Below are 25612 nucleotides of genomic sequence, written 5' to 3'. Positions count from 1 at the left end.
GACCGCTTTCGCCAGGTACGCGCCGAGCCGGTATGCTAGCAGCTAGGGCCTGTTCACACTATTTCGTTTTCCGACCCCGAAAGAGACGCCCATGTGTATTGTTTTGTTCCGCTGGCAGCCCGGCGATGCCTACCCTCTGGCGGTTTCCGCCAATCGTGACGAATTCCACCAGCGCCCGGCGGAGCCGGCCCGCTGGCGCGGTGATGTGTTCTGCGGCCTGGATTTGCGGGCCGGCGGCACCTGGCTGGGCATCCACCGCGACGGCCGTTTCGCGGTAGTCACCAATTACCGCGAGCCGGTGGCCGAACGCACCGTCGGCGAGCTGTCCCGGGGGTTGTTGCCACAGTCCTTCCTGGAGAGCCATCAGAGCCCGGAACTGTTTTGCCTTTCGCTGGAAGCGGAGGAGCATCGTTACTCCGGTTTCAATCTGCTGGTGGGCGACCGTGAAAGCCTGTGGTACCTGAGTAACCGGGGGCCGGCGGCGCAGCCGGTGAAGCCGGGCCTGCACGGCCTTTCCAACGGCATCCTGGACGATCCCTGGCCCAAGGTGGAACGGGGCAAACAGCGGCTGGCCCGGGTGCTGGACGGCGCCGCTTCCAATCCCCCGTCTCTCCGCGATCTACTCGGCGTGGTGGTGGACCCTTACCAGCCGCCGGAAGAAGACCTGCCGGATACCGGCGTGGAGCGGGAGCTGGAGCGACTGGTGGCGCCGATCTTCATTCAGTCGCAACAGTACGGCACCCGCGCCAGTTCGGCGGTGCTGCTGCCCCGGGAAGGGGCTCCGATGATGCGCGAGCAGTGCTGGCGGGCGGATGGCGAGGCGGACGGGGCGCCCACGGACAGTTGAGCGGGGCATCCCGCCGATCCAGGGGAAGGATCATTCGCGTGCAAGCACGCTTCCCACAAGTCGATACGAAGCCGCTGTGGGAAGCGTGCTTGCACGCGAACTACGCCGCCGCGGGCGCGCGGTGGCGGATCAGATCGCCCAGGCCGACCTTGGTCAATTGCAGATCCATGTAGGCGGTGATCACTTCACCGTTGTCCATGGCCAGCACCTCATTGAGCAGACGGCGCAGGAAGCCCATGTTGACCTGACGCACCGCCGCCTTGACCCGTAACAGGTTGGAGGCGTTCATGGACAAGGCGTCGAAGCCCATCGCCATCAGCAGCAGAGCGGACGCCGGATCGCCGGCCATTTCCCCGCACACCGACACCGGTTTGCCCTCGGCATGGGCCTGCTCCACCACATGCAGCAGCGCATGCAGCACCGACGGATGGAACGAGTTGTACAGGTCCGACACCTGGCGGTTGTTGCGATCCACCGCCAGCAGATACTGGGTCAGGTCGTTGGTGCCCACGGACAGGAAATCCACCCGCTGGGCCAGCGCCCGGGCCTGATAGATGGTAGCCGGCACTTCGATCATCACGCCCACCGGCGGCATTTCCACGTCCACGTTCTCTTCGCGCACCTCCAGCCAGGCGCGATGAATCAGGTGCTGGGCCTCCTCGGCCTCGAACACATTGGTGATCATCGGCAGCATGATGCGCAGATTGTTCAGGCCGGCGGCGGCCTTGAGCATGGCCCGTACCTGGACGATGAAAATTTCCGGGTGGTCCAGAGTGACCCGGATACCGCGCCAGCCGAGGAACGGGTTGTCCTCCTCAATGGGGAAATAGCTCAGTGACTTGTCGCCCCCCACGTCCAGCGTGCGCATGGTCACCGGCAGCGGCGCGAACGCCTGCAACTGCTCCCGGTACAACACACGCTGCTCTTCCTCGGAGGGGAAGCGGTCACGGATCATGAACGGAATTTCGCTGCGGTACAGCCCCACGCCCTGGGCGCCGCGCTCCAGGGAGCGGTTGATGTCGGTCATCAGACCGGTGTTCACCTGCAATTGAACACTGACCCCGTCCTCGGTTTCCGCCGGCAGATCGCGCAGCTTCTCCAGCCCTTCCAGCAGACTCTGCTCTTCGGCGATCAATTCCTCGAACTGATGTTTCAGCTCCGGAGTGGCGTTGGCCACCACCCGGCCGCGAAAACCGTCGACGATCAGCTCCTTGCCGTCCAGTTTCTTCAGCGGCAGGTTGGCCACCCCCACCACGGTGGGAATGCTCATGGCCCGGGCCACGATGGCCATATGCGAGTTACGCGAGCCGCGCGTGGTGACGATGCCGGCAATGCGCTCCTGCGGCAGCTCCATCAGCATCGGCGCGGAAATATCCTCGCCAAGCAGAATGCAGTGGTCGGGAAACTCCAGCTCACGCCGGTTGTAGCTTTGCAGTTGCGCCAGCACCCGGCGCCCCAGATCACGAACGTCCGCCGCCCGCTCACGCAGGTAAGGATCATCCATCATCTCGAAATTGTGCACATGGGCGTCCACCACGATGCGCAAGGCACCCTGCGCCCAGTGGCCTTCGCGAATCTTGGCCACTACTTCCGCCGGCAGGGCATGGCGGTCAAGCATGCGTAAATAGACATCGAACAGGGCCTGCTCCTCGGCCCCGAGGCTTGCCTTGGCGCGCTCGGCCAGGTCACGGATTTCCTTGCGCACCCGTACCAGCGCATCGTCCAGGCGGGCGATCTCGGCGCTGATGTCCTCCGCTTCCCGGTCCGGCACCGCCGACAAGTCGGCCGCCGGAAACAGCAGTTTGGCGATGCCGATGGCGGCACCGGAGGAGCCGGGCTGGCCGTCGTACATGCTGGCCTGCCGCTCGCGGGTTTCCAGTTGCTCGAACAGAATGCCGGACGCATGGGCATGAGCGATCACCGCCGACAATTGGGCGGAGATGGTGACCAGAAACGCCTCTTCGCTTTGATCGAAGCGGCGGGCATCGCGCTGCTGCACCACCAGCACGCCCAGCACCTCGCCGTGGTGCATCACCGGCACGCCGAGGAAGGCGTGGAACGGATCCTCGCCGGTCTCGGCCAGATAATGGAATTTCGGGTGGGCGAAGGCATCTTCCAGGTTGATCGGTTCCTCGCGCTGCCCCACCTGTCCCACCAGCCCCTCGGACAGGCCCAGGCTGACCCGGCCCACCGCTTCGCGCTTGAGGCCCTCGGAAGCCATCAGCACGTAGCGTTCCCGGTCGTTGTCCCGCAAGTAAATGGAGCACACCTCGGTGCCCATGGCATCACGCACCCGCTGGGCCATAAGATCCAGGGCCGAGCGGATGTCCGGCGCGTTATTCACTTCCTGCACAATGCGGCGCAGGGTATCAAGCATGTTTGCTCCTCTTGGGTAGGGCGGGGGCCAACTCTCTCAGGGCCCGCGCATAGACCGCGCGCTTGAAATGCACCACCTTGCGGATCGGGTACCAGTAGTTTACCCAACGCCAGTCCTGAAACTCCGGCTCCGGTCCCAGAGTCAGGTCGATGGCTGCTTCCTCCGCGTTAAGCCGCAGCAGGAACCATTTTTGCCGCTGGCCGATACAGCGGGGCCGGTTGCGTGGAGGCCGCAGGAAGCGGCGCGGCAGGCGGTAGGTCAGCCAGCCTTCGGTGTGGGCGAGAATGCTGACGTGCTCCTGGCGCAGTCCCACCTCTTCTTCCAGTTCCCGGAACAGGGTCTCTTCCGGCGTCTCCCCCGGCATCATGCCGCCCTGGGGAAACTGCCAGGCATCCCGGTTACCGACGCGGCGCCCCCAGAACACCCGGCCATCGGGCCCCGCGATCACGATACCGACATTCAGCCGGTACCCCTGTTCATCAATAATGCCAGTCATGGTCTTCCAAACCCGGGGGAGCCAGCGACATCCGGCCCGCCGGGGCCGGAGGGGCACACACAGGGCGTGCCGCGCCATGGCCATCATGGCGGCTCCGATACTCACTCATTAAACCTTGTCCCGGTAGCCTCGATCAATCGGCTGCCGAACGGATCGGCCTTTGCTATGCTCCTCGCGCCAACCTTTCTCTCTATTTCATGGGATCCAGCATGACTCTGGCCATCTTTGACCTGGACAACACCCTCATTGCCGGCGACTCCGACCATCAGTGGGGGGAATGGCTGGTAAGCCAGTCCCTGGTGGACGCCGCCGCCTACCAGGCCGCCAATGACCGCTTTTATCAGGACTACCTGGACGGCACTCTGGACATCATCGCCTACCAGGAATTCGTGCTCGGCGAGTTGGCGGGCCGTCCTCTGGAGCAGCTCCACGCCTGGCGCGAGCAATACATGGAGGAGGTGATCCAAGACCTGTGGCTGCCGGCGGCCGAAGCGTTGCTGCAAAAGCACCGCGACCAGGGCCATACCCTGATGATCATTACCGCCACCAACGATTTCATCACCGCCCCCATCGCCGAACGGCTGGGCGTGCCGCATCTGCTGGCCACCCGGGCGGAAATGACCAGCCAGGGTTACACCGGCAGGGTGGCGGGAATCCCCTGCTATCAGGACGGCAAGGTCAAGCGCCTGCATCAATGGCTGGAGGAGCACGACGAGTCCCTGGACGGCAGCTGGTTCTACAGCGATTCCCACAATGACCTGCCCCTGCTGGGCGAGGTCGCCCATCCGGTGGCCGTGGACCCGGACGACAAGCTGGCGGCGGCGGCCCGTGAACGGGACTGGCCGATCATCTCGCTGCGGCGGAGCCAATGAGAAAAGCGGCTCTGCTGATGCTGACGGCGCTGTCCCTGGCCGGCTGCAACGAGCCGTCGAAACAGGAGGCGGAACCGGCACGCGTCCCTCTGGTGGAAACCCTGGACAGCCAGGCGGACCAGGCGCTGGCACCGGCTCTCGAGGATTGGCGACAGGCCCTGGAAGCCTTCACCAGCGGCGCCGACGACCAGACCCTCGCCACGCTGATCGAGCAGTGGCGGGCGCTGTACCGCACCACCAACCAGTTCTGGCTGGTGCTGGCCACCCGCGCCTGCGGCCGGGACCAGGTGGCCTCCCTGGAACGCGTGGACGACTGGCCGCTCTACCCGGCTTACGTGGATGCCACGCCAAGCTGGCCGGAGTCCGGCATCGTCAACGACCAGGCCCTGCCGATCCGCCGCGATACCTTGCTGGAGCAGCACCGGATGGCCGCGCCCGGCGAAGTAAGCCTGGGATTTCAGCCGCTATGGCTATTACTGCATAACAGTGACGGCTCGCCCCGGGCGGCCTCCGAATTCGATACCGGCAGCCCGATCACTCAGCGCCGCCACGATTATGTGCGCGTGGCCGGCACCCTGCTGATGGACGATCTGACGCCACTACGGGACGCCAACGGTGTCAGCGCGGCGGAGTTACGCTGCGGCTTGCGGCTGCTGGATCGGCGATTGCGTCAAGCGCGCCGCTGGATGGCGGACTCGAAAGGCGAGGCCACGAAAGGAGACCGGATGGTGCCCGGGGAAAGTCTGGCGATAGTGCACGAGACCTTACCGGATGCCGCTTTGGCACAGCTGAACGGCGACGATCTCGCCCCCTTGCGGGCGGCACTGGAAAAACAAAAACAGGGGTTCAAGAAGGCCTTGCAACAGGCCAGTGAAAGCGGGCAGTGGGCGCCGATCAGCAATTGGCTGAACAACGATCAGAGCGGGCCCTAGGGATTTTCCCGAATAGGGACCGCGGTCCCTTCGACCTGATTACGAAGCCGCTGTGGGAAGCGGCTTCGCAGCCCTCTCGGTGAGAAAGCAATCAGCGTGCCGCTTAGAAGTTATAGCGACCGAAAACGCCGAAGGTATCCACATCATCGGCGAGGGTGATGCGGGCCCCCACATCCACCGCCGGGGTGATATTCAGCAGGCCCTGGCCATAGACACCGAACTGGTCGTCATAAATGTCCTCGTAAACCACGCCACCGGACAGCTCCACCATGTCCAGGGTACGGTGACGCAGACCCGCGCGCAGGGCATAACCCATTTCATCGTCGAAGTCGTTATCGTCGTAAATCACATCACCCATCAGTTCCAGATCCAGACCCCGGTTCAGCGGGGTATGCATGCCGGCACCGATGTACATGCGATGGCCATCCACGTCGTCGTCCCAATGGGAGCGGTTGTAGTCACCGTCATAGAAGCTAACGCCACCACGCAGGAAGACGTGCTCATCCAGAGCGAAGGCCCCTTCCGCGGTCAGTGCGTCGACGTCCAGGCCATTGTCATAATCCCAACGATCGTAGCCGAGCTGGCCGTAGGTATAGGAAAAACCGTTATCGCGCACCGGCGCGTTCTGGGCCAGCGCATTGCCGGTCAGAGTGGCAGCGGCAAGCGCGGAAAACATCAACGTCTTTTTCATGATTCAGGTCCTCTTTAACCGGTCGAACAACGCGGGCGCCGCCTGATACAGGTTGGCCCGTCACCCAGCCTAAATAGTGCGCCCATGGTGCACCCGGGGCCGCTGCCCCGCCATGGGGCAGTCGTTGTTTTATGACGCTTTTATAAAAGTTTGCGATTTAAATCCGGCGTGCTATGCCGCTGTGAGGAAAAAGGCTGTCGGCTCGAAGCGTTTCCTTCTTGACCCTGGGGTTACCCCAAGCTTGGATAGTGCTGTCCATGGAGGACTATTCCATGAATGAACAGACTCTGCCGATTCAGGGCGCTACCTGCCAGGGCTGCGCCCGCAAGATCCGTACCGCCCTGCTGGCGGTACCCGGGGTCTCCGGCGCCGAGGTTGATCTGGAGCAACAAACGGTGACTGTCAGCGGTGACGCCGACGGCGATGCCCTGCGCGAGGCGCTGCTGGAAAGCGGCTACGGGGTGGAAGCCCCCTCTCCCTCACCGGAACAATCCGCGCCCGAGTGTCATATCGAAGCCCCGCGCCAGCCGGCGCAAGGCAGCGGCGACCACCACCATGGCGGCACCGCGGGACACGGGGACACCACCCAGGGCACCAGCGAGCATCTGCTGGCGATCACCGGCGCCACCTGCGCCTCCTGTGTGCGCACCATCGAGTCCGCGCTGAACGGGGTGGCCGGCGTTGACGAGGCCAGTATGAACCTGGCTGATCGCACTGCCCGGGTGGCCGGTGACGCCGATACCGAGGCCCTGATAGAAGCCGTAAAAGCCGCCGGCTATGGCGCCAGCGTGATCGACGATGAGCAACAGGCCGATCAGCAGCGTGATGAGCAGGAACAAGCGCATTACCGCGAGTTGATCCGCCACACCGTGATCGGCCTGGCGGTGGGTATCCCGCTGATGGCATGGGGGCTGGCCGGCGGCACCATGATGGTGACGGCGGGCACCGCCAGCCAGTGGGGCTGGCTGGCGGTGGGCCTGGTCACCCTCGGCGTGCTGGCCTGGTCCGGGCGGCATTTCTTCATCGGCGCCTGGAAAGCGGGCCGCCACCACAATGCCAACATGGACACCCTGATCGCCCTGGGCACCGGCGCGGCCTGGGCCTATTCCATGGTGGTGGTGCTGTTCCCGGACTGGCTGCCGGAGGCGGCGCGCCACGTTTATTTCGAGGCCAGCGCCATGATCATCGGCCTGATCAACCTGGGCCAGGCCCTGGAGATGCGCGCCCGCGGCAAGACCAGCGAGGCGGTCCGCCGGCTTCTGGACCTGGGCGCCCGCACCGCCCGGGTCATCCGTGACGGCGAGGAACGGGACATACCGGTGGAATCGGTACAGGCCGGCGACCTGCTGCGCGTCCGCCCCGGCGAGAAAATCGCCGTGGACGGCGAAGTGGAGGAAGGCGAAAGCCGCCTGGACGAGTCCATGCTCACCGGGGAACCAATGCCAGTGAGCAAGGGCCCCGGCGACAGCGTCGCCGCCGGCACCGTCAACGACAGCGGCACCCTGATCTATCGCGCCACCCGGGTGGGACGGGATACCGCCCTGGCGCAGATCATCGCCCTGGTAAAAAAAGCCCAGGGCGCCAAGCCGCCCATCGGACGCCTGGCGGACCGTATCTCGGCGGTGTTCGTGCCCACCATCCTGCTGATCGCGGTGGCCTCGGCTCTGGCCTGGTACAACCTGGGACCGGACCCGCGCATCGTGCACATGATGGTAGCCGCCACCACCGTGCTGATCATTGCCTGCCCCTGCGCCCTGGGACTGGCCACGCCGATGTCGGTGATGGTCGGCGTCGGCAAGGCGGCGGAGGCCGGCATCCTGATCCGCCAGGGCGAGGCGCTGCAAACCGCCGGGGACCTGGACACCATTGTGCTGGATAAAACCGGCACCATCACCGAGGGGCATCCGGCGGTGACCGGCGTACACGCCATCAACGGCGAAAGCGAGGCCACCTTGCTGACGCTGGCGGCGTCCCTGGAAACGGGATCGGAACATCCACTGGCACGGGCCATCCTTGCCGCCGCCGAGGAACGCGGCCTGCGAACCGAAGCGGTCACCGATTTCCAGGCTCACAACGGCAAGGGCGTCAGCGCCCGCCTGGACGGCGCCCTGCTCCGGCTCGGCAACCGCCGCTGGCTGGACCGGGAAGGCGTGGCCGGCGGCTTGCAAGAGCAGGCGGAAGCGTTGGGCCGGGATGGCGCCACGCCGCTGTTCCTGGCACGGGATCAGCAACTGCTGGGCGTGATCGGCGTCGCCGACCCGATCAAGCAGGACTCCCGCGCCGCCATTCAACGCCTGCACGACCTGGGTCTCACCGTGGTGATGATCACCGGGGACGTGCGCACCAGCGCCGAGGCCATTGCCCGCCAGGCCGGGGTGGACAAGGTGCTGGCCGAGGTGCTGCCCGAGGACAAGGCCCGCGAGGTCGAGCGTCTGCAGGGCGAAGGCCGCAAGGTGGCCATGGTCGGCGACGGCATCAACGACGCTCCGGCACTGGCCCAGGCGGACGTGGGCTTCGCCATCGGTACCGGCACCGATGTGGCCATCGAGTCCGCCGCCATCACTCTGATGGGCGGCTCGCTGCACGGCGTGGCGGATGCCATGGCGATTTCCCGGGTCACCGTGCGCAACATCAAGCAGAATCTGTTCGGCGCCTTTGCCTATAACACGCTCGGCGTACCGGTGGCGGCGGGCATTCTTTATCCCTTCACCGGCTGGCTGCTCAGCCCGGTGATCGCCGGCGCCGCCATGTCACTGAGCTCGGTGACGGTGGTCACCAACGCCAACCGGCTGCGTCTGTTTCGGCCCCGTGGCGCATCCCGCGGCAACAAGGAGACCCGTGGTGAATCCTGAACAACTGGCGGCGCAACTGCGCTGCCCCCACGACGACGACGGACTCAAGGTGGCCTCCAGCATGGACCAGCGCAACGCCGAAGTGATCGAGGCGGCTTATGCCGCCCTCGATTGCCGCGCCGGCCAGCGAGTACTGGAAATCGGCCCCGGCGGCGGCGGTCATGTGGCCACCTTGCTGCGGGACCGGCCGGGGCTCGATTACACCGGCCTGGACCTGTCCCCGTTGATGGTCCGTGAAGCACGGGCCGCCAATCATGACTGGGTGGAGAAAGGCCGCGCCCGTTTCCTGCTCGGCGATCTGCTGGCCCCGCCCCTGGCGGACGGCGGCATGGACCGGATAGTGGCGGTGAACGTGGTTTATTTCTGGCAACCGCTGGCGCCGGCACTGGAACGTATCCATGCGCTGCTCGCTCCCGGCGGGCGCTGCGCCCTGGGTCTGCGCAGCCGCGCCAGCATGCGGGAACTGCCGGTATTCGAACATGGTTTCGCCCTGTATGACGGCCCCGATCTGGTCGCCGCCCTGGAAGCAGCGGGGTTCCACTCCGTGCGCCTGGAGCAGGCCCGGGAGGAGACCGTCAACGTACTCGGCCAGATGATGGATAAGGAACGTCTGGTGGTGGTGGGCGATAAAGCGGAGACAAGCGAATGACAACCTGGCTAATCAATCTCGGCGGGCTGTTGCTGATGGCCCTGATCGTCTGGTGGTTCTGGCTATCCGGTCGCGGCCCGGCCAAGCGCGCCGGTGACGCGCCGCTGGATATTGTGGTGGACAACGGTGTCTACGAGCCGTCGGTGATTCAGGCCCGGGCCGGGCAGCCACTGACGCTGCGCTTCCTGCGCCGGGACCCGAGTCCGTGCGCGGAGCAAGTGATCTTCCATGAGCTCGGCGTCTCCGAATTCCTCGACACCGGCAAAGCCACCACCGTAACGCTGACCCCGGAGCGGCCGGGCGAGTACCGTTTCACCTGCCAGATGCAGATGTACCAGGGTACATTGATCGTCAACGAATAATTTTTTTTGAGAAAAGGAACCGCACCATGAAAAAACTACTGCTGGGCGCCGCCCTTACCCTGGCCAGCATGGCCGTCTCCGCCGCCAGCCTCGAGGTGTACAAATCCCCCACCTGCGGCTGTTGCATCAAGTGGGTGGAGCACATGCGCGAAAACGGTTTCGACGTGAAGGTACACGAAACCCAAAACCTGCAACCGATCAAGGAAAAAGCCGGGCTGCGGGCGGGACTGGGTTCCTGCCACACCGCCTTTATCGATGGCTATACCATCGAGGGCCATGTGCCGGCCAAGGAAGTAAAACGCCTGCTGGAAGAGCGGCCCGAGGCCGTTGGCCTGACCGTGCCGGCCATGCCGATCGGCTCTCCCGGCATGGAAATGGGCGATCGCCAGGATCCCTATCAGGTGCTGCTGTTCGATGACAAAGGTACCAGGGTCTACGCGCAATATTGACGGCAAGGCCCCGGCGCACTGAAATGCCCTCTTTGCCATGGGGGCCGATAGCATGTTGGATCTTCATTCCTGGCTGATTCTCGCGGCGGTGTGTCTGTTCGGCGCGATGACGCCGGGCGCCAGTCTGGCGGTGGTGACCCGCCACACGGTGCTGAGCGGTGCGCGCGGCGGGGTCGCCGCCGGTCTGGCCCACGCCGGCGGCATCGCCGTCTACGCCGCGGCCTCGGTGGCGGGACTGGCGGCGCTGCTGCACCGCTTCCCCTGGCTGGAAACCCTGATCTCGGCGGCCGGGGCGCTGTTCCTGTTGTGGCTGGCCTGGAAAAGTTGGCGCGCCGCCGCCGGACCGGCTCCCGAAGCCGAGGTACAAGCCACTCACGGTGCCGCCCGCGACGGTTTCCTCATTGCATTGCTGAACCCCAAGGTGGCTCTGTTCTTCCTGGCGTTGTTCAGCCAGTTCATCGAGGCGGATATGGGTACCCCGGCGCGGATCCAGATGGCCACCACCGCCGTGGTCATCGACGGCGCCTGGTACAGCCTGTTCGCACTGGTCCTGGCGCGAGGGCCGGCGCCGGCCTGGCTGGCGCGGCATCACGACTGGCTGGAAAGAGGAACCGCGCTGATTCTGGCGGGACTGGCCTTGGCGGTGCTGGCGCGGATTGCTTTATGACTCCAATGTCCGCCAGTGGGAGCCAGCCTGCTGGCGAATACGGCCCTCCGGCGTTGGGCATTCGCTTGCAGGCAAGCTCCCACAGCGGCTTCGTGGCAGGGCCTGTGGGAGCCAGCTTGCTGGCGAATTCGCCCTCCGACGTTTGGGACATTCGCTTGCAAGCAAGCTCCCACAGCGGCTTCGTGGCAACATGTGAATTCATGCGCTGGTCGGTATGTCCGGCCTCAGACCTTGAACAGCACCCGGGTGAACCAGCTCTTCAGGTAAGCGGTTTCCGGTATCGACGGGTGGATCGGGTGATCCGGCCCCTGCCCTTCATAGCCAATCACCTGTAGACGCCGGTCAATGTGGCGGGCGCTGGCGCGCACCACATCCAGCAGCTTCTCCGCTGGCAGCAACATGGAACAGGACGCCGATACGAAGTAACCACCGGGTTTCACCAGCCGCACCGCCAGCTCATTGATGGCGTGATAGCCGGCCAGACCGTTCTTGAAATCCTTGCGCCGCTTGACGAATGCCGGCGGGTCCAGCACCACCAGATCGAACTTTTCGCCGTCGCTCACCAGTTGCTTCATGGCGGCGGTGGCATCGCCTTCCAGGGTCCGCATTTTATCCGCCACACCGTTGCGCTCGGCATTGGCGTGCACGAAATCCAGCGCCGTGGAGGAGCTGTCTATACAGGTCACTTCTCCAGCCCCGGCCACCGCCGCCTGCACGCCCCAGCCACCGCAGTAGGAAAAGACATCCAGCACCCGCGCGCCCTTCGCCAGTGGCGCCATGCGCGCCCGGGCGGCACGGTGATCGAAGAACCAACCGGTTTTCTGCCCTTCCGCCAGTGGCGCCTGAAAGTCCACCCCGTTCTCGCGCAGCGACAAAACCGTCGGCAGTTCGCCCTTTTCCGCCCGCACATAAATGGGCAGACCCTCGAGGGCGCGCACGGAGGCGTCGTTTTTGACAACGATGCAAGCCGGTTCCAGTACCGCGTCCAGGGCTTCCACCAGCAAAGGCAGATACGCTTCCATGCCGGCGGTGCCGCACTGCAGCACCAGGGTATCGCCGAAACGATCCACCACCAGCCCCGGAAGGCCGTCGGCCTCGCCGTAGATCAGCCGATAGAAAGGTTCAGCAAACAGGGTATCGCGCATCGCCAGAGCTTCGGCAATGCGCTTCTTGAAGAAACTCTTACTGGGTTCCTGACGGACATCGCGGCTGTACAGGCGCGCGGCGATCAGGGAGTTGGGGCTGAGCAATGCCCGCCCCAGCACTTTGCCACGATGGTCTTCCACCACACAGGCGCCACCGGCGGGCAGGGTTTTCAGCGGCTGCTCGCGAGTGTCGATCTCATTGGCGTAAATCCACTCGTGCCCGGCCTTGAGCCGGCGTTCCTCGTTTTTCTTCAACCGGATCACCGGGGTCGATTCACTCATGACAGCACCTTAAAGAAATGGACCGCAAATCAGTCTTGGGAACGGGGTTTGCGCTTGAGGGTGGCATGGCCGCCCTTGAGTTCCTGGGCGGCGGGTTTTGCCTTACGGCGGGGGTTGGCGGCTTTCTTTGCGCCTTTCGCCGCTTTCGTTCCTTTCACGCCGCTTTTGGCGGCGGCCTTGCGTTTCAGCTTTTTGCTTTTGCTGCCCACCGCACGGCCATCGGCGCGCCGTTTCTTCGGCCCTTGATAGCGGGCCTTGAGCGGTTCGATGATGCGAAACTCGAACTGCTGATCGAGATAACGCTGGATGCTCGCCATCAGATTCCATTCGCTGGCACTCACCAGCGATACCGCCACCCCCTCGCCGCCAAGCCGGCCGGTACGGCCAATGCGATGGACGTAATCGTCACCGCTGCGCGGCATGTCAAAATTGATCACCAGATCCAGACCGGAAACATCCAGACCACGGGCGGCCACGTCAGTGGCCACCAGGATATCCACATCACCATTGCGTAAACGGTCCATGGCCTGTTTGCGTTCTTTCTGCGCTTTCTCTCCATGCAACACATAAACCTTGTTGCGGGCGGTGGCGCGCAGCACCCCGCCGAGACGATCCGCCTGCACCCGGGTATTGGTGAACACCATGGCCTTGGCATAGGTTTCGTGGGCCAGCAGCCATTGGGTCAGGCGCTCCTTGTGCGCCGCGTCGTCGGCGGTAATCACCTGCTGGCGAATGCCGTGGTGGATTTCACGGACGGTATGCAACGCCAGAACCCGGGGTTCACGCAGCACGCCGCGCACCAGGCGCTCCATGTTGGCATCTCCCGGGGTGGCGGAGAACAGCCAGGTGTGGCGCTGTTCCGGACAGGCCGCGGCCAGACGGCTGACATCCTCGCCAAAGCCGAGATCGAGCATGCGGTCGGCTTCGTCGATCACCAGCACCGCCAGATCCGCCAGGGCCAGATTACCCGCTTCCAGATGTTCCAGCAGGCGCCCCGGTGTCCCCACCAGGATTTCCGGATTCTTGCGAATGCGGGCCGCCTGGACTTTGAAATCCTCGCCACCCGTGACCACTTCCGACTGAATGAAAGTGAATCCCGCCAGCGCCTGCACCTGTTTCTGCAACTGGCTGGCCAGCTCCCGGGTGGGAGACAGGATCAAAGCACGGGTACCAGCCAGCGGCTTGGGCTCCAGCAACAGATGTTGCAGCAAAGGCAGCGCGAAGGCGGCGGTCTTGCCACTGCCGGTGCGGGCGGTGACACGCAGATCGTGTCCGGCCAACGCCTGTGGAATCGCCTCGCTTTGCACTTCCGTGGGCGTCTCCATCGAGCACGCCTCTATGCCCTTAAGCAAGCGCTCATGCAGCCCCAGTTCGGCGAACCCCGTCATGCCATTCTCTCCTCGCATCGTTACCCACCCGCCAGCGGTCGGGCCAAGAGGCGTAGTGTAACGGATTTGCGCCCGCTTTAAGGGGGTTTTACCGTGTCCGCGAGAGCCGGCCCCGCCAGCACCGGATTTTCCCGGATCGCGGCGTTACAATAGACGCTGTTTTCGGGCGAGACTTTTTATACAAGGGGACGGGCATGGCCATGAGATGGTGGGTCAAAAGCGCCCCGGACCAACACGCTTTCGACGGTCTGGACGCCGTGTTTCAACTCCAGGGCCAGGTGGTCTCCGATGGCCCCATGGGAGACGTGGTGCACCTGCGCCGTGGCGAGCGAACCTTCTTCGTCAAACGGTACCGTAACGGCGGCGGCCATCTGCACAACTGGATCGGCACCCCACGAGTGCAGCGGGAATGGCGCAACCTGGACCTGTTCCGTCGCTGGGGACTGCCGGTACCGGACGTGGTCGGCGCCGGTTTCCGCCGGCGCCGGGGCCGCTTTCATCAGGGCGCCCTGATCACCGTGGGTATCCCCGACAGCACCGATCTCGCCACTCTGGCCCGCTCCGGCGCGGGCTGCCTGCGGGACCGGGCCTGGGTGGCCGCGGTATCCGATCAGGTCGCCGACGGCCTGCGTGTCATGCATGCCCGGGGCTTCTGCCATGGCGACATGAAGTGGCGCAATATTCTGGTTACCGGTACCCCGCCCCGGGTGTTCTTCATTGATTGCCCCGCCGGACGCTTCTGGTTCGGCCCGTTCCTGCGCTACCGCGTGATCAAGGATCTCGCCTGCCTGGACAAAGTCGCCAAGCACACTCTCAGCCGCACGCAACGTCTGCGCTTTTATCTGCGCTATACCGGCCGCTCCCGGCTCAATCACTCGGACCGTCGGCGAATCCGCAAGGTTTTACGGTTCTTCCAGGGGCGGGAATAAACATCATTCGCTGCTAAAGCCGCTTCCCACAGCGGCTTCGTAACGCCTCCGTGGGAAGCTGGCTTGCCAGCGAATGCAGCGTGAATCCATGTCTCCAACACCCGCAGACCAGCCTTTCCATCGCCACGGACTCATCGACCATCAAACCAACCAGTATGCCCACCACCACTTGTTGAGCTACACTCAAATGCAGCCAATATGGCAAGCGCCTTGATCCGTCTTCCCCGACCGGAGGTGACGAACCGGGAGCACGAATAAAAACATCAGATCAATCCGAGGCCACCATGCCGTTTTTCCGCCGCCGCCCGCCCTTCGCCTTGATGGTGATCAACGGGGCTTTATGCACCATCGCCATCCTGGTATTTGCCCGCCTCAGCTATGGTCTGGTGCTGCCGGCCATGCGCGACGGGCTGGGGCTGAGCAACGCCCAGGCGGCGAACCTGAGCACGGTGAACGCCCTCGGTTATTTGCTGCTGGTGATGGTGGCCGGCGTGTTCGCCGCCCGCTTCGGCGGCAAGACTTCGGTGGTACTCGGACTCATGCTGGTGACCGGCGGCTTCTTCGGCCTCGCCCACGCCAGTGACTTCGTGCCGATCCTGCTGTTGATGCTGGTATTGGGCATGGGCACGGCCTTCGGCTACACCCCTTTGATCTCGCTGCTGGCCAACACTTTCCCGCACCGGCGCGGCGCGGTGATCGGCTTCGCCAACAGTGGCGTGGGGCTGGGCATGCTGCTGGTTGGCCTGATCGTTCCGGCCATGACCGAACGCAGCGCCGAGCAGGGCTGGCGCGATGTCTGGCTGCTGTTCGCCACCGGCGGGTTGGCGGTGCTGATTATGTCAGTGCTGATTCTGCGCAACCCTCTGGGCCATTCCAACGCCGCCAGACCCAAGCTACGCACCAAGGATTTGCCGGTGTTCCGCAATCCCCATGTGATCACGGTGGGACTGGTGTACGGCGTACAGGGTCTTACCTACATCGTGCAGACCACGTTCATGTACAGCTATGCCCTGGAGTCGGAAGTGCCGGCGCTGACCACCGGTCATCTGGTGTCAATGATGGGCATCATGTCCGTGTTCACCGGTCCGCTGTGGGGCGGCCTGGCGGACCGGCTGGGCTATTCCAACAGTCTGGTGCTGGCGATGACGCTGTCGCTGGTGGGCACCGCCCTGCCGGTGCTGTGGCCGGTACAGCCCATGTTCGTCGCCCACTTCCTGATTCTGGGCCTGTGCATCTCCGGCCTGTTCACGTCCATCCTGGCCGCCTCCACCGAAACCGTGGCGCCCCATCAGGCCGCCGTGGCGGTGAGTTTCGTCACCCTGTTCTACGCCGTCGGCCAGCTGATCGGCCCGGCCGCCGCCTCGTTGATCATTGAGTGGAGCGGCGGCTTTCGGGCCACTTTCGCCGCCACCTCGGTGGTGTTGGCCCTGGGTGTCTACCTGGGGCATCGCAGCCGCCGTTACCAGCGACCGCCCCCGCAAACCTGCGCCGGCCTGGCCGACTGAATCCGGCTTATTGCCCGGGAATCGCCGACGGGTCCATCCAGAACGCCTCCCAGACATGGCCGTCCGGGTCCGCCAGGTTGCGGTTGTACATGAACCCCAGATCCTGGACCGGATTGATGTCGGCGGTGCCGCCATGGGCGGCGGCGGTGTCGTTCATGGCATCCACCGCCTCGCGATCATCAAGGCTGAGCGCCAGCATCACTTCACTGGCGGTGGCGGGCGGAATCGGCCTCTGGGTGAATGAGCGCCATTTGTCATGGGTGAGCAGCATGACGTGGATCGACTCGCTCCAGACCATGCACGCGGCGGTGTCATCGGTGAAATGCGGATTGTTCTCGAAGCCGAGCGCGGCATAGAACGCCATGGACGCAGGCAAATCCGCCACGGGCAGGTTGACGAAAATCATTTTGGACATGTTCGGGACCTCTCAAGGTGGTGGTCAAAAAGACGGCTGGAGCCGCCGTTTCCCGGTTAGTCGTACCACGCCTCCGGATTTCGACAAAAAAGTCCGGTCCCTGCCCAAGCGGTTCTTCGCGATGCTTTCGTGGGTCCACCATGAGCGCTTGCTCGCGAATCAACCTGCAGCCGTGGTCAATCGAACAGGGTGCCGTTATCCGGTCCGCCGCCTTCCAGTGCCAACAGTCGGGCTTTGCGGTCGACACCGCCGGCATAGCCGGTCAGGCTGCCGTTCGCACCCAGCACCCGGTGGCAGGGAATGATCACCGAGCAGGGGTTGCGGCCCACGGCGGCCCCCACCGCCCGTACCGCCCGGGGCCGGCCGAGCCGGTGCGCCAATTCGCCATAGGTGGAGGTGTTCCCGCAACGGATTTCCCTCAGAGCGCCCCAGACCTGGCGCTGAAATTCGGTCCCGCGTGGCGCCAGCGGCAAATCGAAATCGCGGCGCTCCCCGCTGAAGTAGGCGCGCACCTGCTCGGCGGCGGTCAACAGCAGGGGATGGGCCGGGTTGTGCCGCCAGGGTCGCGGGTCGGGATGGTATTTCTGTCCTTCGAACCAGGCGCCCACCAGCGCGTCGTCTTCCGCCGCCAGCAACAAGGCGCCCAGGGATGTGGGTAAAGCGTGATACTCGATCATGGGGTCTTGTTCTCCTGGCCGCTAAACCAAAGATGCATCACCGCATAAGCGCGCCAGGGGCGCCAGGCCTCCGCCCGCCGTCTCACCGCCACCGCCGAAGTCTCCCCCAACGCCTTGAGCACGCCAAGGTCGGCGGCGGGAAACGCATCCGGCCAGGACAGCGCCCGCATCGCCAGATATTGGGCGGTCCAGTCACCAATGCCGGGCAGAGCCTTGAGCTCGGCGAGGGTACGCTCCACATCCGCCGTCGGCGACAGCAGCATGGGATCCTCGGCGCAGGCCGCGGCCAGCGCCTGGATCGCCTTAACCCGGGCACGGATGATGCCCAGCAATCCCAGCGTTTCCGCCTCGGCGGCGGCCACCACGGCGGCCTCCGGAAAGCTGGTGGTCAGATCCTCGAACGGCGTGTCCAGCGGCTCGCCCAGTGACGCCGCCACCCGGCCGGCCAGGGTTCGCGCCGCCTTGACCGTGATCTGCTGTCCCAGCACCGCGCGCACCGCCGCTTCAAAACCATCGAAGGCCCCCGGCACCCGCAGCCCCGGCCGCGCCGCCGCCAGCGAACCCAGCCGTTGCGCCACCAGCGCCGGCTGGGCGTCCAGATCGAACAGCCGGCGCAAGCGAACCAACACCTCCGGTACCACCGGTGACAGAGACTCGGACAACGTCACCGTGAGTCCGTTGCGCGGCCCCGGCGCCACGGTCAGCCAGCCACGGTGAACGTTGCCGCCACGCCGGATCAACGCGGTACGCCGGTATTGCCCCCGCTCCATGCCTTCCACTCCGGGAATGGCCCGGGCGGCGAGAAAATCGCGCAGCGCCTCCCAATCAAAGGGCGGCCGATAGCTCAAATGAAAAACCAATTCGCCGTCGCTGGTACGGCGCCCCGACGCGGCCCGTCGCCATGCCGAGGGCGGCTGGCCATAACGCCCCCGGAACAGAGTGTTGAAGCGCCGCAAACTGTTGAAACCAGCGGCCAGCGCCACCTCGGTAATGGTCAGGCCTGTGTCGCGCAACAGGCGCCGAGCCAGCAATAAGCGCCGGGTTTGCACGTATTCCACCGGCGCCACGCCGAACTCGGAGTGGAAAACCCTTCGTAAATGGCGATCGGTGACGCCAAGGCGTTCGGCCAGAGCCGCCAGCGATTCCCCATCGCCCGCCCCGGCATCCAGATATTCCGCCGCCTGTCTGGCCAGGCGCCGGTTCGCGTCCACGCTGGCATCCCCCGGCGCCAGTTCCGGCCGGCAGCGCAAACAAGGACGGTAGCCCTCGGATTCCGCCGCCGCGGCGCTGGCGAAGAAGCGGCAGTTCTCCCGCTTCGGCAGACGCGCCGGACACACCGGCCGGCAGTACACGCCGGTGGAGGACACCGCCACGAAAAAGCGCCCGTCGAAACGAACATCGCGGGTGCGCAGGGCCTGATAACACTGATCATCGTCAATCCACATGGCATCGATCATACCCCGCCGCGGCGTCCGCTACTCGCCCTTTTCGGACCTCGAGATTTTTGTTTTTTATTCAGAAAAACTAAATTCCAAAATGACACCAAAAGAGAGAAACTCCCTTTTTTGAAAGAACAGCAATCCAATCTTTCTCAAACATTCCACATAGGCAAACTAAATCATGAGTGCGGTTCTGCCGTTACTGGCCCTACGCGCCTTCACTGAAATCGGACGCCATGGCAGCGTCAAGCGCGCCGCCGGGGTGATGGGGGTTACGCCCGGAGCCGTCAGTCAGCAACTGAAACAGCTCGAAGAGCGGATCGGAGCCCCTCTGTTTATCCGAACCCGCCAGGGCATGCAGCTCACCGAAGCCGGCGAACAGGTTTATCCCGCCCTGCTCCAGGCCTTCGAACAGATCGAACGCAGCCTGGGCAGCCTGGAAGCCCGGAACGCCCGGCAAACACTGACCGTGAGCACCACGCCGTCCTTTGCCGCCTCCTGGCTGGTGCCCCGTCTCGGCCGCTTCACCGAGCGTCACCCGGATATCGATGTTCGCGTGGAGGCCTCATCCGATTTGATCCACTTTCAGCGCGACCGGGTGGATGTGGCGATCCGTCATGGCCTGGGCGATTATCCCGGGCTGGCGTGCCAGAGACTGATGGCTTCGGTGCTGGTGCCGGTGGCCAGCCCCGCCCTGTTGGCCCAGGGCCCACCGATCCGGGAACCCGCCGACTGTCTGGCCTTTCCATTACTGCAAAACAGCAACCGGGCGGACTGGGTACTGTGGCTGAAGGCACTGGGAATAAACGAACCGGCTCATGCCGACCGGGGGCCCGCCTTCAATGACGAGCTGCTGCTGATCCGGGCGGCGGAGGCCGGGCAGGGTCTCGCTTTGATCCGGGACGTGCATGCCCGGGCGGAAATTGATGCCGGCCGGCTGGTACTGGCCCTGGATCAGCCCTGGCCATCGGATTTCGCCTATTATCTGGTGTGGCCTTCTTCGGTACAGGAAAAGCCGGCCATGACACTCTTCAGAGAATGGCTGGCACAGGAGGCATCGTGCGGCGAGGACTGATCACAACAAACTCCGCTGCGGCAGCGCGCGCTCCAGCTCAAGCAAAGCCTGCTTGCGTTCGATCCCGCCGGCGTAGCCGGTAAGGCTGCCGTCGGCACCGATCACCCGGTGGCAGGGGACAATAATGGCGATCGGATTGACCGCATTGGCACGGCCAATAGCCCGCGCCGAAGTGGGCCGGGGCAGCCGCGTTGCCAACTCGCCATAGGAGATGGTGGTGCCGTAGGGCACTCGCCGCAGATGGCGCCAGGCCTCTTGCAGAAAAGCGTTACCCAGGGGCGCCAGCGGCACGTCGAAATCCGTCAATTGCTCAGCGAAATAAGCGTCCAGTTGCTCCGCCACAGGACGGACAGCCGCCGCATCCCGAACATAGACAGGCCGCGCCAATGCACACTGGCCGGATGGTGCTGCCCATCAACGAACTCCAGACGAACCAGAGCGCCCTGATCATCGACCAGAGCCATCATCGGCCCCAGCGGCGTGGTTAACACATCAGCCCTGTACGTCATACCCGATTCACCTTGGAATCTGTTCTTGATCTTTATAGGTGGCGTTACGGCCCGGTGGCCGGTGCCGGCAGCATCACGCCACGCCGCACCGCCGGCCGCCGCGCCACGGCATCATGCCAGCGTGTCAAATGGCGATGGTGCTCGAATCCGAAGCCGCAAATCACGGCGATATGCGTCCAGCCGAAGGTGGCGATATCGGCGATGGAATAGCTGTCGCCAGCCAGAAAGACCCGGCTACTCAGATGACGGTCCAGCGTGGCGAAGGCTTCCTCGCTCAAGCTCCGGTAACGATCAATAGCCTCGCGCAACCGGGTCGGCGCGAACAACTCGAAATGCACGCGCTGCCCCAGTATCGGCCCCATGCTGGCGGAATGAAACTGCAGCCATTTGATGGCTTCCCAACGGGCCGTCAACGCCTCCGGCAGCAGGCGCCCGGTTTTTTCCGCCAGATACAACAGGATCGCCGAGGACTCAAAAAGCGTCACTCCGGTTTGTTCATCACGCAGGACGGGAATCCGGCCATGGGGGTTGATTGCCAGGAACGACGACTGGCGCTGCTCGCCAGCATGAAGATTGATCTGTTCCAGTGTATAAGGCAGCCCCAGCTCTTCAAGGGCAATAGTGACCTTGAAGCCGTTGGGGGAAGAATCCGTGAATACGGTGATCATGGGCCCGGCTCGCTTCTCTGTCAGAAAAACCAGAATCGCAAGGTAGCCGGACCACGGGCTCGGGGAAAACGATATGTACTGAGCTCAGAGTATAGAAAGGCTAAAGCGGCCCGTGGACCATGGATGTCCCACCGCTGAGGGCGGGCACGCCTACACGCCGGTCGCAGCCAAGGCAGGTTCCACGGCGGCTCCGTAGCGCTCATTCTGTGGGAAGCGGCCTTGGCAGCGAATCCTGTGTCAGCGGGGTGCGCGAAAATAGCGCCACAGCCACATCAGTACACCGATCAGAAACAGCGCCCCCAAGACATAAAACTCGTAGCGTTTCAGATGACCAAGCAGCCCTTCCAGCAAGGTACCGAAATGGAAGGCGGCGAAGCCCAGCGCCGTCGCCCAGATCGCGGCGCCCAGAGCGTTGAAAAGCAAATACCGGCGCGGCGGGTAGCCGGACAAGCCAATCACCACCGGCATTACGGTTCGCAGGCCATAGACGAAACGGAAACCGAGCACCCACAAATCAGGGTGACGCCGCACCAGCCTCAAAGCCTTTTCGCCCGTCGCTTCCCAGCGGGGTTTACGTCGCAACAACCGCCGGCCATGGTGGCGCCCGAGCAGAAACCAGAGCTGGTCCCCGCAAAAAGCACCGGCGAAAGCGGTGAATATCACCAGATCCAGACGCAGATAGTCATGGAACGCCAGGAACCCCGCCAGCACCAGAATCGTCTCGCCTTCCAGAAAGGTCCCCACGAACAGGGCGGGATAGCCAAAGTGTTCCAGGAAGTGTTGAAGCATGGTGAAGGCCGGCAGGGGGAAGCCGGCAGCCTACCCCGATTGCCGACACCGCACAATTGACGCCCCCCTTCCGGAAAAGCACCAAAACGGACCCGGCGCCCTGCACCATAATGGCGCCACGCGTGCGGCCCGGCCCTTGATCACCCCTACCAACAAAAATAAAAACTTATTTTATATCAACAACTTAAAAACTCACTCGCGCTCCTGGTGCGGTTCTTGCTGACCCTCTCCATAGCAATAGAACGACGCTTTTAAGGGCTTTCCGCAAACATTGATGATCCAGAGAGTGCGACCATGTCTTACTTAGTGCCTTCCGAATTCGTCACCAAGATGGTGGATGCCGGTGAATCGAAGATTTACATGGCGACCCGCGACACTTTGATCCGTGCCTACATGGCCGGCGCCATCCTCGCCCTGGCGGCGGCCATGGCGGTGACCATCACGGTACAAACCGGTAATCCCCTGATCGGTGCCCTGCTGTTTCCGGTGGGATTCTGCATGCTGTATCTGATGGGGTTCGATCTCCTGACCGGCGTATTCATGCTGACCCCGCTGGCGCTGTTGGACCGGCGCCCGGGAGTGACCACCAATCGCGTCCTGAAGAATTGGGGCCTTGTGTTCCTGGGCAATTTCGCCGGCGCGCTCACCGTGGCGTTCATGATGTCTTTCATCCTTACCTACGGCTTCAACACCGAGCCGGGAACCGTGGGCGAAAAGCTGGCGGCCATTGGTGAATCCCGTACGCTGGGCTATGCCGAGTTCGGCCTGGCTGGCTGGATCACCATTTTCATCCGCGGCATGTTGTGCAACTGGATGGTGTCCATGGGCGTGGTGGGCGCGATGATTTCCACCACGGTTTCCGGCAAGGTGATCGCCATGTGGATGCCGATCTTCCTGTTCTTCTACATGGGCTTCGAGCACTCGGTGGTGAACATGTTCCTGTTCCCCTGCGCCATGCTCATGGGCGGCGATTTCTCCGTGGCCGACTACTTTATCTGGAACGAGATCCCCACCGCGCTGGGCAACCTGGTGGGCGGCCTCGCCTTCACTGGTCTGACCCTCTATACCACCCATGTGCGCACCGCGCCGAAACGTTCCCTGTAATCGAAGGAACGAAAACCAACAGGAACGTGCTCCGGTCATGGCCGGAGCACCCAACGCCATGCCTTCCTCCCTTCAGGTATCCCTGGGACAGTACTCCGACAAAGGCCGCAAAGCCGTCAATCAGGATTTCCACGGCGCCCTGATTCCCGAAGGGATGGCGCTGATCAGCAAGGGGCTGGTGCTGGCGCTGGCCGATGGCATCGGCAGCAGCAACGTCAGTCACATCGCCTCGGAAACCGCGGTCAGCAGCTTTCTCGAAGACTACTTCAGCACCCCGGAAACCTGGTCGGTACGGCAGTCCGCGCAACGGGTGATCAACGCCACCAATGCCTGGCTGCACGCGCAAACCCGCCAAAGCCAATACCGTTATGACCTGGACCGGGGCTACGTATGCACGTTTACCGCTCTGGTCATCAAGGGGGACAGCGCCCACTGCTTCCATCTGGGTGATGCCCGTCTGTATCGGCTGAGTAACGGCGTCCTGGAACAGCTCACCGAAGACCACCGGTTATGGGTGTCACGGGAACAGAGTTACCTGAGCCGGGCGCTGGGCATGAACGCCCGCGCGGAAATCGATCATCTCAGCATGCCGGTGACGGAAGGGGACTGGTTCGTGCTGGCCACCGACGGCGTCCACGAGTATCTGGATACCGACACCCTGACCAGCACTCTGGCCTCGCAAACCGATCCGCGACAGGCGGCGCGGACCCTGGCGGCGCTGGCCTACGAACGCGGCAGTGAGGATAACCTGACCGTGCAGGTCCTGCGCGTCGATCGGTTGCCGCGGGATGAATCTTCCGCCTTGTCCGGCCGTCTTGACGATCTGCCGCTACCGCCGGAGCTGCATGCGCGCATGGAATTCGACGGCTTCCGCATCCTGCGGGAGTTGCATGCGAGCAGCCGCAGCCACGTCTACCTGGCGGAAGATCTGGACAGCGGCGTCACCGTGGTGCTGAAAACCCCGGCCATCGACCGCGCCGATGATCGCGCCTTTCTGGAACGGTTCATGATGGAGGAGTGGATCGCCCACCGCATTGACCATCCCCATGTTCTCAAGGCGCCGCCACGGCAACGGCAACGTCGTTACCTGTACACGGTGACGGACTATGTGGAGGGGGAAACCCTGACTCAGTGGATGCGCGACCACCCCAACCCTTCGCTGGAAACAGTTCGGGATCTGGTGGAACAGATCGCCCGCGCGCTGTACGCCTTTCATCGGCGCGAGATCCTGCACCAGGACCTGCGCCCGGAGAACGTGATGGTCGACGCCAACGGCACCATCACCCTGATCGACTTCGGCGCCGCCCGCGTGGCCGGATTGGCGGAGCTGGCCCCGCCCCGGGACCGGGAAGCGCCGCAAGGCACCCTGCCCTACATGGCACCGGAATACTTTCTCGGAGAACCGGGCAATACCGCCTCTGATCTGTTTTCCCTCGGTGTCATTGCCTATCAACTGCTGACCGGGGATTTGCCCTACGGTACCGCCGTGTCCCAGTGCCGGACCCGGTCCGCGCAGAACCGGCTCCGCTATCGCAGCGCCTTGCGCGATGACCGCGATCTGCCGGCCTGGGTGGACGGAGCGCTGCGCAAGGCGGTGCATCCCCACCCGGACAAGCGCTACCGGGAGTTATCGGAATTTATCCATGATCTGCGCCACCCTGGTCCGGGTCTGGCGCACCCCATCCGGCCGCCGCTGATGGAACGCCATCCGGTGCGCTTCTGGCAGAGCGTCAGTGCCGTGCTGGCCCTGCTGGTGGTACTGCTCGCCGTGCGTCTCTATGGCGCATAAGCGCGCAGGAACATGGCCACCACATCGGTGATATGGGCTTCCGCCTCCTCCGCCGTCATCGGCTCGCCGCAACCGATCAGCACCTGCATCTCATGGCAACCCTTGATCAGGGAAAAGAAATGATCGGCGGCGCGATCCGGCGCCGCCACCCGCAATAATCCGCGCCGGTCCAGTTCCGCCAGCAGCCGCTCCATATCCAGCAGCGTCTTCTGCGGCCCCACTTCGAAGAACAACCGGGCCATGGTCTGGTCCTGCCCGGCCTGAGCCGCCATCAGCCGCATCAGATTGACCGCGTCGTCCTGGGTCACCAGTTCATGGAAGGAGCGGGCGATGCGCAGCAACACCTGTTCCACCGACTGGCTCTCGTCGAAATGGAAGATCGGCAAGGGCATCTGTCCCTGGCATTTGATCTCCACCGCGGCGGCGAACAGCGCCTCCTTGTCCTTGAAGTGGCTGTAAACCGTGAGCTTGGAGACACCGGCGGCGGCGGCGATGGCATCCATGCTGGTGCCGGAATATCCCTGTTCCAGAAACAGGGTGGTGGCGGCGGCCAGGATGGCGTCGCGTTTGGCGGGGTCTTTGGGGCGGCCCGGGCCGCTGCGGGTCAGATTGTTCGACATGATCTCAACAAATGGTGGACTGGCGAGTTCACTAATTTTACTATACCGGCGAGTTTACCATTCAACCGACAAAATAACGACGTT

The 25612-nt window shown here is 63.8% G+C and carries 26 protein-coding genes; 13 read left to right on the top strand and 13 right to left on the bottom strand.

The window, feature by feature from the left end; translation table 11 throughout:
• Positions 1-91: 91 nt before the first annotated feature.
• Complete coding sequence (locus CRO06_RS06820; RefSeq protein ID WP_097058062.1) at positions 92-847, top strand: NRDE family protein; 756 nt, start codon at positions 92-94, stop codon at positions 845-847.
• Between the two features lie 100 nt (positions 848-947).
• On the opposite strand, the gene ptsP is transcribed toward CRO06_RS06820, so the two are convergent.
• Together ptsP and CRO06_RS06810 are read right to left on the bottom strand one after the other, a co-directional pair.
• Complete coding sequence (ptsP, locus tag CRO06_RS06815; RefSeq protein WP_022996879.1) at positions 948-3224, bottom strand: phosphoenolpyruvate--protein phosphotransferase; 2277 nt, start codon at positions 3222-3224, stop codon at positions 948-950.
• Positions 3217-3720, bottom strand: coding sequence for an RNA pyrophosphohydrolase (locus CRO06_RS06810; RefSeq protein WP_022996880.1), 504 nt, complete (start codon positions 3718-3720; stop codon positions 3217-3219). The genes ptsP and CRO06_RS06810 overlap by 8 nt, the downstream gene beginning before the upstream one ends.
• Positions 3721-3929: 209 nt before the next feature.
• Between CRO06_RS06810 and CRO06_RS06805 the strand changes: the two genes are divergently transcribed.
• Positions 3930-4592, top strand: a complete 663-nt coding sequence (locus CRO06_RS06805) for a histidinol-phosphatase (RefSeq protein ID WP_022996881.1) — start codon at positions 3930-3932, stop codon at positions 4590-4592.
• Positions 4589-5524 (top strand): hypothetical protein, encoded by a 936-nt coding sequence (locus CRO06_RS06800; protein ID WP_097058061.1) that lies wholly within the window; start codon positions 4589-4591, stop codon positions 5522-5524. Before CRO06_RS06805 ends, CRO06_RS06800 begins: the two co-directional genes overlap by 4 nt.
• Before the next feature lie 103 nt (positions 5525-5627).
• Here CRO06_RS06800 and CRO06_RS06795 read toward each other — a convergent pair whose 3' ends face one another.
• Positions 5628-6215: a hypothetical protein gene (locus CRO06_RS06795; RefSeq protein ID WP_022996883.1), complete on the bottom strand. Its 588-nt coding sequence runs from the start codon at positions 6213-6215 to the stop codon at positions 5628-5630.
• Between the two features lie 272 nt (positions 6216-6487).
• Here CRO06_RS06795 and CRO06_RS06790 point away from each other — a divergent pair, with 272 nt between their 5' ends.
• From CRO06_RS06790 to CRO06_RS06770, 5 genes are read left to right on the top strand one after another with little or no spacing between them, the layout of a single operon-like run.
• On the top strand, positions 6488-9067 hold the full coding sequence (locus CRO06_RS06790) for a heavy metal translocating P-type ATPase (protein ID WP_218839876.1): 2580 nt from the start codon (positions 6488-6490) through the stop codon (positions 9065-9067).
• Entirely contained in the window at positions 9057-9716 is a 660-nt protein-coding gene (locus CRO06_RS06785) for a class I SAM-dependent methyltransferase (protein ID WP_022996885.1), read from the top strand. Before CRO06_RS06790 ends, CRO06_RS06785 begins: the two co-directional genes overlap by 11 nt.
• The gene (locus CRO06_RS06780; protein WP_022996886.1) at positions 9713-10078 is read left to right on the top strand and encodes a cupredoxin domain-containing protein; all 366 of its coding nucleotides are present in this window, start codon (positions 9713-9715) and stop codon (positions 10076-10078) included. Before CRO06_RS06785 ends, CRO06_RS06780 begins: the two co-directional genes overlap by 4 nt.
• Positions 10079-10104: 26 nt before the next feature.
• The gene (locus CRO06_RS06775; RefSeq protein WP_097058059.1) at positions 10105-10527 is read left to right on the top strand and encodes a DUF411 domain-containing protein; all 423 of its coding nucleotides are present in this window, start codon (positions 10105-10107) and stop codon (positions 10525-10527) included.
• Positions 10528-10579: 52 nt separating this feature from the next.
• Positions 10580-11194: a LysE family translocator gene (locus CRO06_RS06770; protein WP_026948438.1), complete on the top strand. Its 615-nt coding sequence runs from the start codon at positions 10580-10582 to the stop codon at positions 11192-11194.
• A gap of 224 nt (positions 11195-11418) precedes the next feature.
• On the opposite strand, the gene CRO06_RS06765 is transcribed toward CRO06_RS06770, so the two are convergent.
• Entirely contained in the window at positions 11419-12621 is a 1203-nt protein-coding gene (locus CRO06_RS06765; protein ID WP_055099364.1) for a class I SAM-dependent rRNA methyltransferase, read from the bottom strand.
• Positions 12622-12650: 29 nt separating this feature from the next.
• Entirely contained in the window at positions 12651-14009 is a 1359-nt protein-coding gene (locus CRO06_RS06760; RefSeq protein WP_080530318.1) for a DEAD/DEAH box helicase, read from the bottom strand.
• Positions 14010-14203: 194 nt separating this feature from the next.
• On the opposite strand from CRO06_RS06760, the gene CRO06_RS06755 reads away from it, so the two are divergent.
• Together CRO06_RS06755 and CRO06_RS06750 are read left to right on the top strand one after the other, a co-directional pair.
• Positions 14204-14938 (top strand): lipopolysaccharide kinase InaA family protein, encoded by a 735-nt coding sequence (locus tag CRO06_RS06755; protein WP_244902787.1) that lies wholly within the window; start codon positions 14204-14206, stop codon positions 14936-14938.
• Between the two features lie 284 nt (positions 14939-15222).
• Positions 15223-16443 (top strand): MFS transporter, encoded by a 1221-nt coding sequence (locus CRO06_RS06750; protein ID WP_022996892.1) that lies wholly within the window; start codon positions 15223-15225, stop codon positions 16441-16443.
• A gap of 7 nt (positions 16444-16450) precedes the next feature.
• Here CRO06_RS06750 and CRO06_RS06745 read toward each other — a convergent pair whose 3' ends face one another.
• The 3 genes from CRO06_RS06745 to alkA form a co-directional block, all read right to left on the bottom strand.
• A complete protein-coding gene (locus CRO06_RS06745) occupies positions 16451-16858 on the bottom strand; it encodes a VOC family protein (RefSeq protein WP_022996893.1) in 408 nt (135 codons plus the stop codon).
• 176 nt (positions 16859-17034) lie between these two features.
• Positions 17035-17535 (bottom strand): methylated-DNA--[protein]-cysteine S-methyltransferase, encoded by a 501-nt coding sequence (locus tag CRO06_RS06740; protein WP_097058058.1) that lies wholly within the window; start codon positions 17533-17535, stop codon positions 17035-17037.
• Positions 17532-18980, bottom strand: a complete 1449-nt coding sequence (gene alkA, locus CRO06_RS06735; protein WP_244902786.1) for a DNA-3-methyladenine glycosylase 2 — start codon at positions 18978-18980, stop codon at positions 17532-17534. The genes CRO06_RS06740 and alkA overlap by 4 nt, the downstream gene beginning before the upstream one ends.
• A gap of 175 nt (positions 18981-19155) precedes the next feature.
• On the opposite strand from alkA, the gene gcvA reads away from it, so the two are divergent.
• Positions 19156-20049 (top strand): transcriptional regulator GcvA, encoded by an 894-nt coding sequence (gene gcvA / locus CRO06_RS06730; RefSeq protein WP_022996897.1) that lies wholly within the window; start codon positions 19156-19158, stop codon positions 20047-20049.
• Here the strand turns inward: gcvA and CRO06_RS06725 are convergent, their stop codons facing one another.
• The 4 genes from CRO06_RS06725 to CRO06_RS06715 all read right to left on the bottom strand — a co-directional run bounded on the left by CRO06_RS06725 (position 20050) and on the right by CRO06_RS06715 (position 22015).
• A complete protein-coding gene (locus CRO06_RS06725) occupies positions 20050-20391 on the bottom strand; it encodes a methylated-DNA--[protein]-cysteine S-methyltransferase (RefSeq protein WP_280522541.1) in 342 nt (113 codons plus the stop codon). It abuts the gene before it with no gap.
• Positions 20352-20558: a hypothetical protein gene (locus tag CRO06_RS20035; protein ID WP_179746507.1), complete on the bottom strand. Its 207-nt coding sequence runs from the start codon at positions 20556-20558 to the stop codon at positions 20352-20354. Before CRO06_RS20035 ends, CRO06_RS06725 begins: the two co-directional genes overlap by 40 nt.
• Before the next feature lie 44 nt (positions 20559-20602).
• Entirely contained in the window at positions 20603-21226 is a 624-nt protein-coding gene (locus CRO06_RS06720) for a glutathione S-transferase family protein (protein WP_022996899.1), read from the bottom strand.
• A gap of 237 nt (positions 21227-21463) precedes the next feature.
• A complete protein-coding gene (locus tag CRO06_RS06715; RefSeq protein WP_063142199.1) occupies positions 21464-22015 on the bottom strand; it encodes a DedA family protein in 552 nt (183 codons plus the stop codon).
• Positions 22016-22309: 294 nt separating this feature from the next.
• Between CRO06_RS06715 and CRO06_RS06710 the strand changes: the two genes are divergently transcribed.
• Both CRO06_RS06710 and CRO06_RS06705 read left to right on the top strand, forming a co-directional pair.
• On the top strand, positions 22310-23119 hold the full coding sequence (locus CRO06_RS06710) for a formate/nitrite transporter family protein (RefSeq protein ID WP_022996901.1): 810 nt from the start codon (positions 22310-22312) through the stop codon (positions 23117-23119).
• 58 nt (positions 23120-23177) lie between these two features.
• Positions 23178-24908: a bifunctional protein-serine/threonine kinase/phosphatase gene (locus CRO06_RS06705; RefSeq protein ID WP_026948431.1), complete on the top strand. Its 1731-nt coding sequence runs from the start codon at positions 23178-23180 to the stop codon at positions 24906-24908.
• Here the strand turns inward: CRO06_RS06705 and CRO06_RS06700 are convergent.
• On the bottom strand, positions 24896-25528 hold the full coding sequence (locus tag CRO06_RS06700; protein WP_022996903.1) for a TetR/AcrR family transcriptional regulator: 633 nt from the start codon (positions 25526-25528) through the stop codon (positions 24896-24898). The two genes, CRO06_RS06705 and CRO06_RS06700, sit on opposite strands and share 13 nt — an antisense overlap.
• Positions 25529-25612: the final 84 nt, after the last annotated feature.

The sequence above is a fragment of the Alloalcanivorax xenomutans genome (assembly GCF_900217905.1).
In the GTDB taxonomy this organism is placed as follows: domain Bacteria; phylum Pseudomonadota; class Gammaproteobacteria; order Pseudomonadales; family Alcanivoracaceae; genus Alloalcanivorax; species Alloalcanivorax xenomutans.
This window is presented reverse-complemented; position numbering and strand designations above follow the sequence as displayed.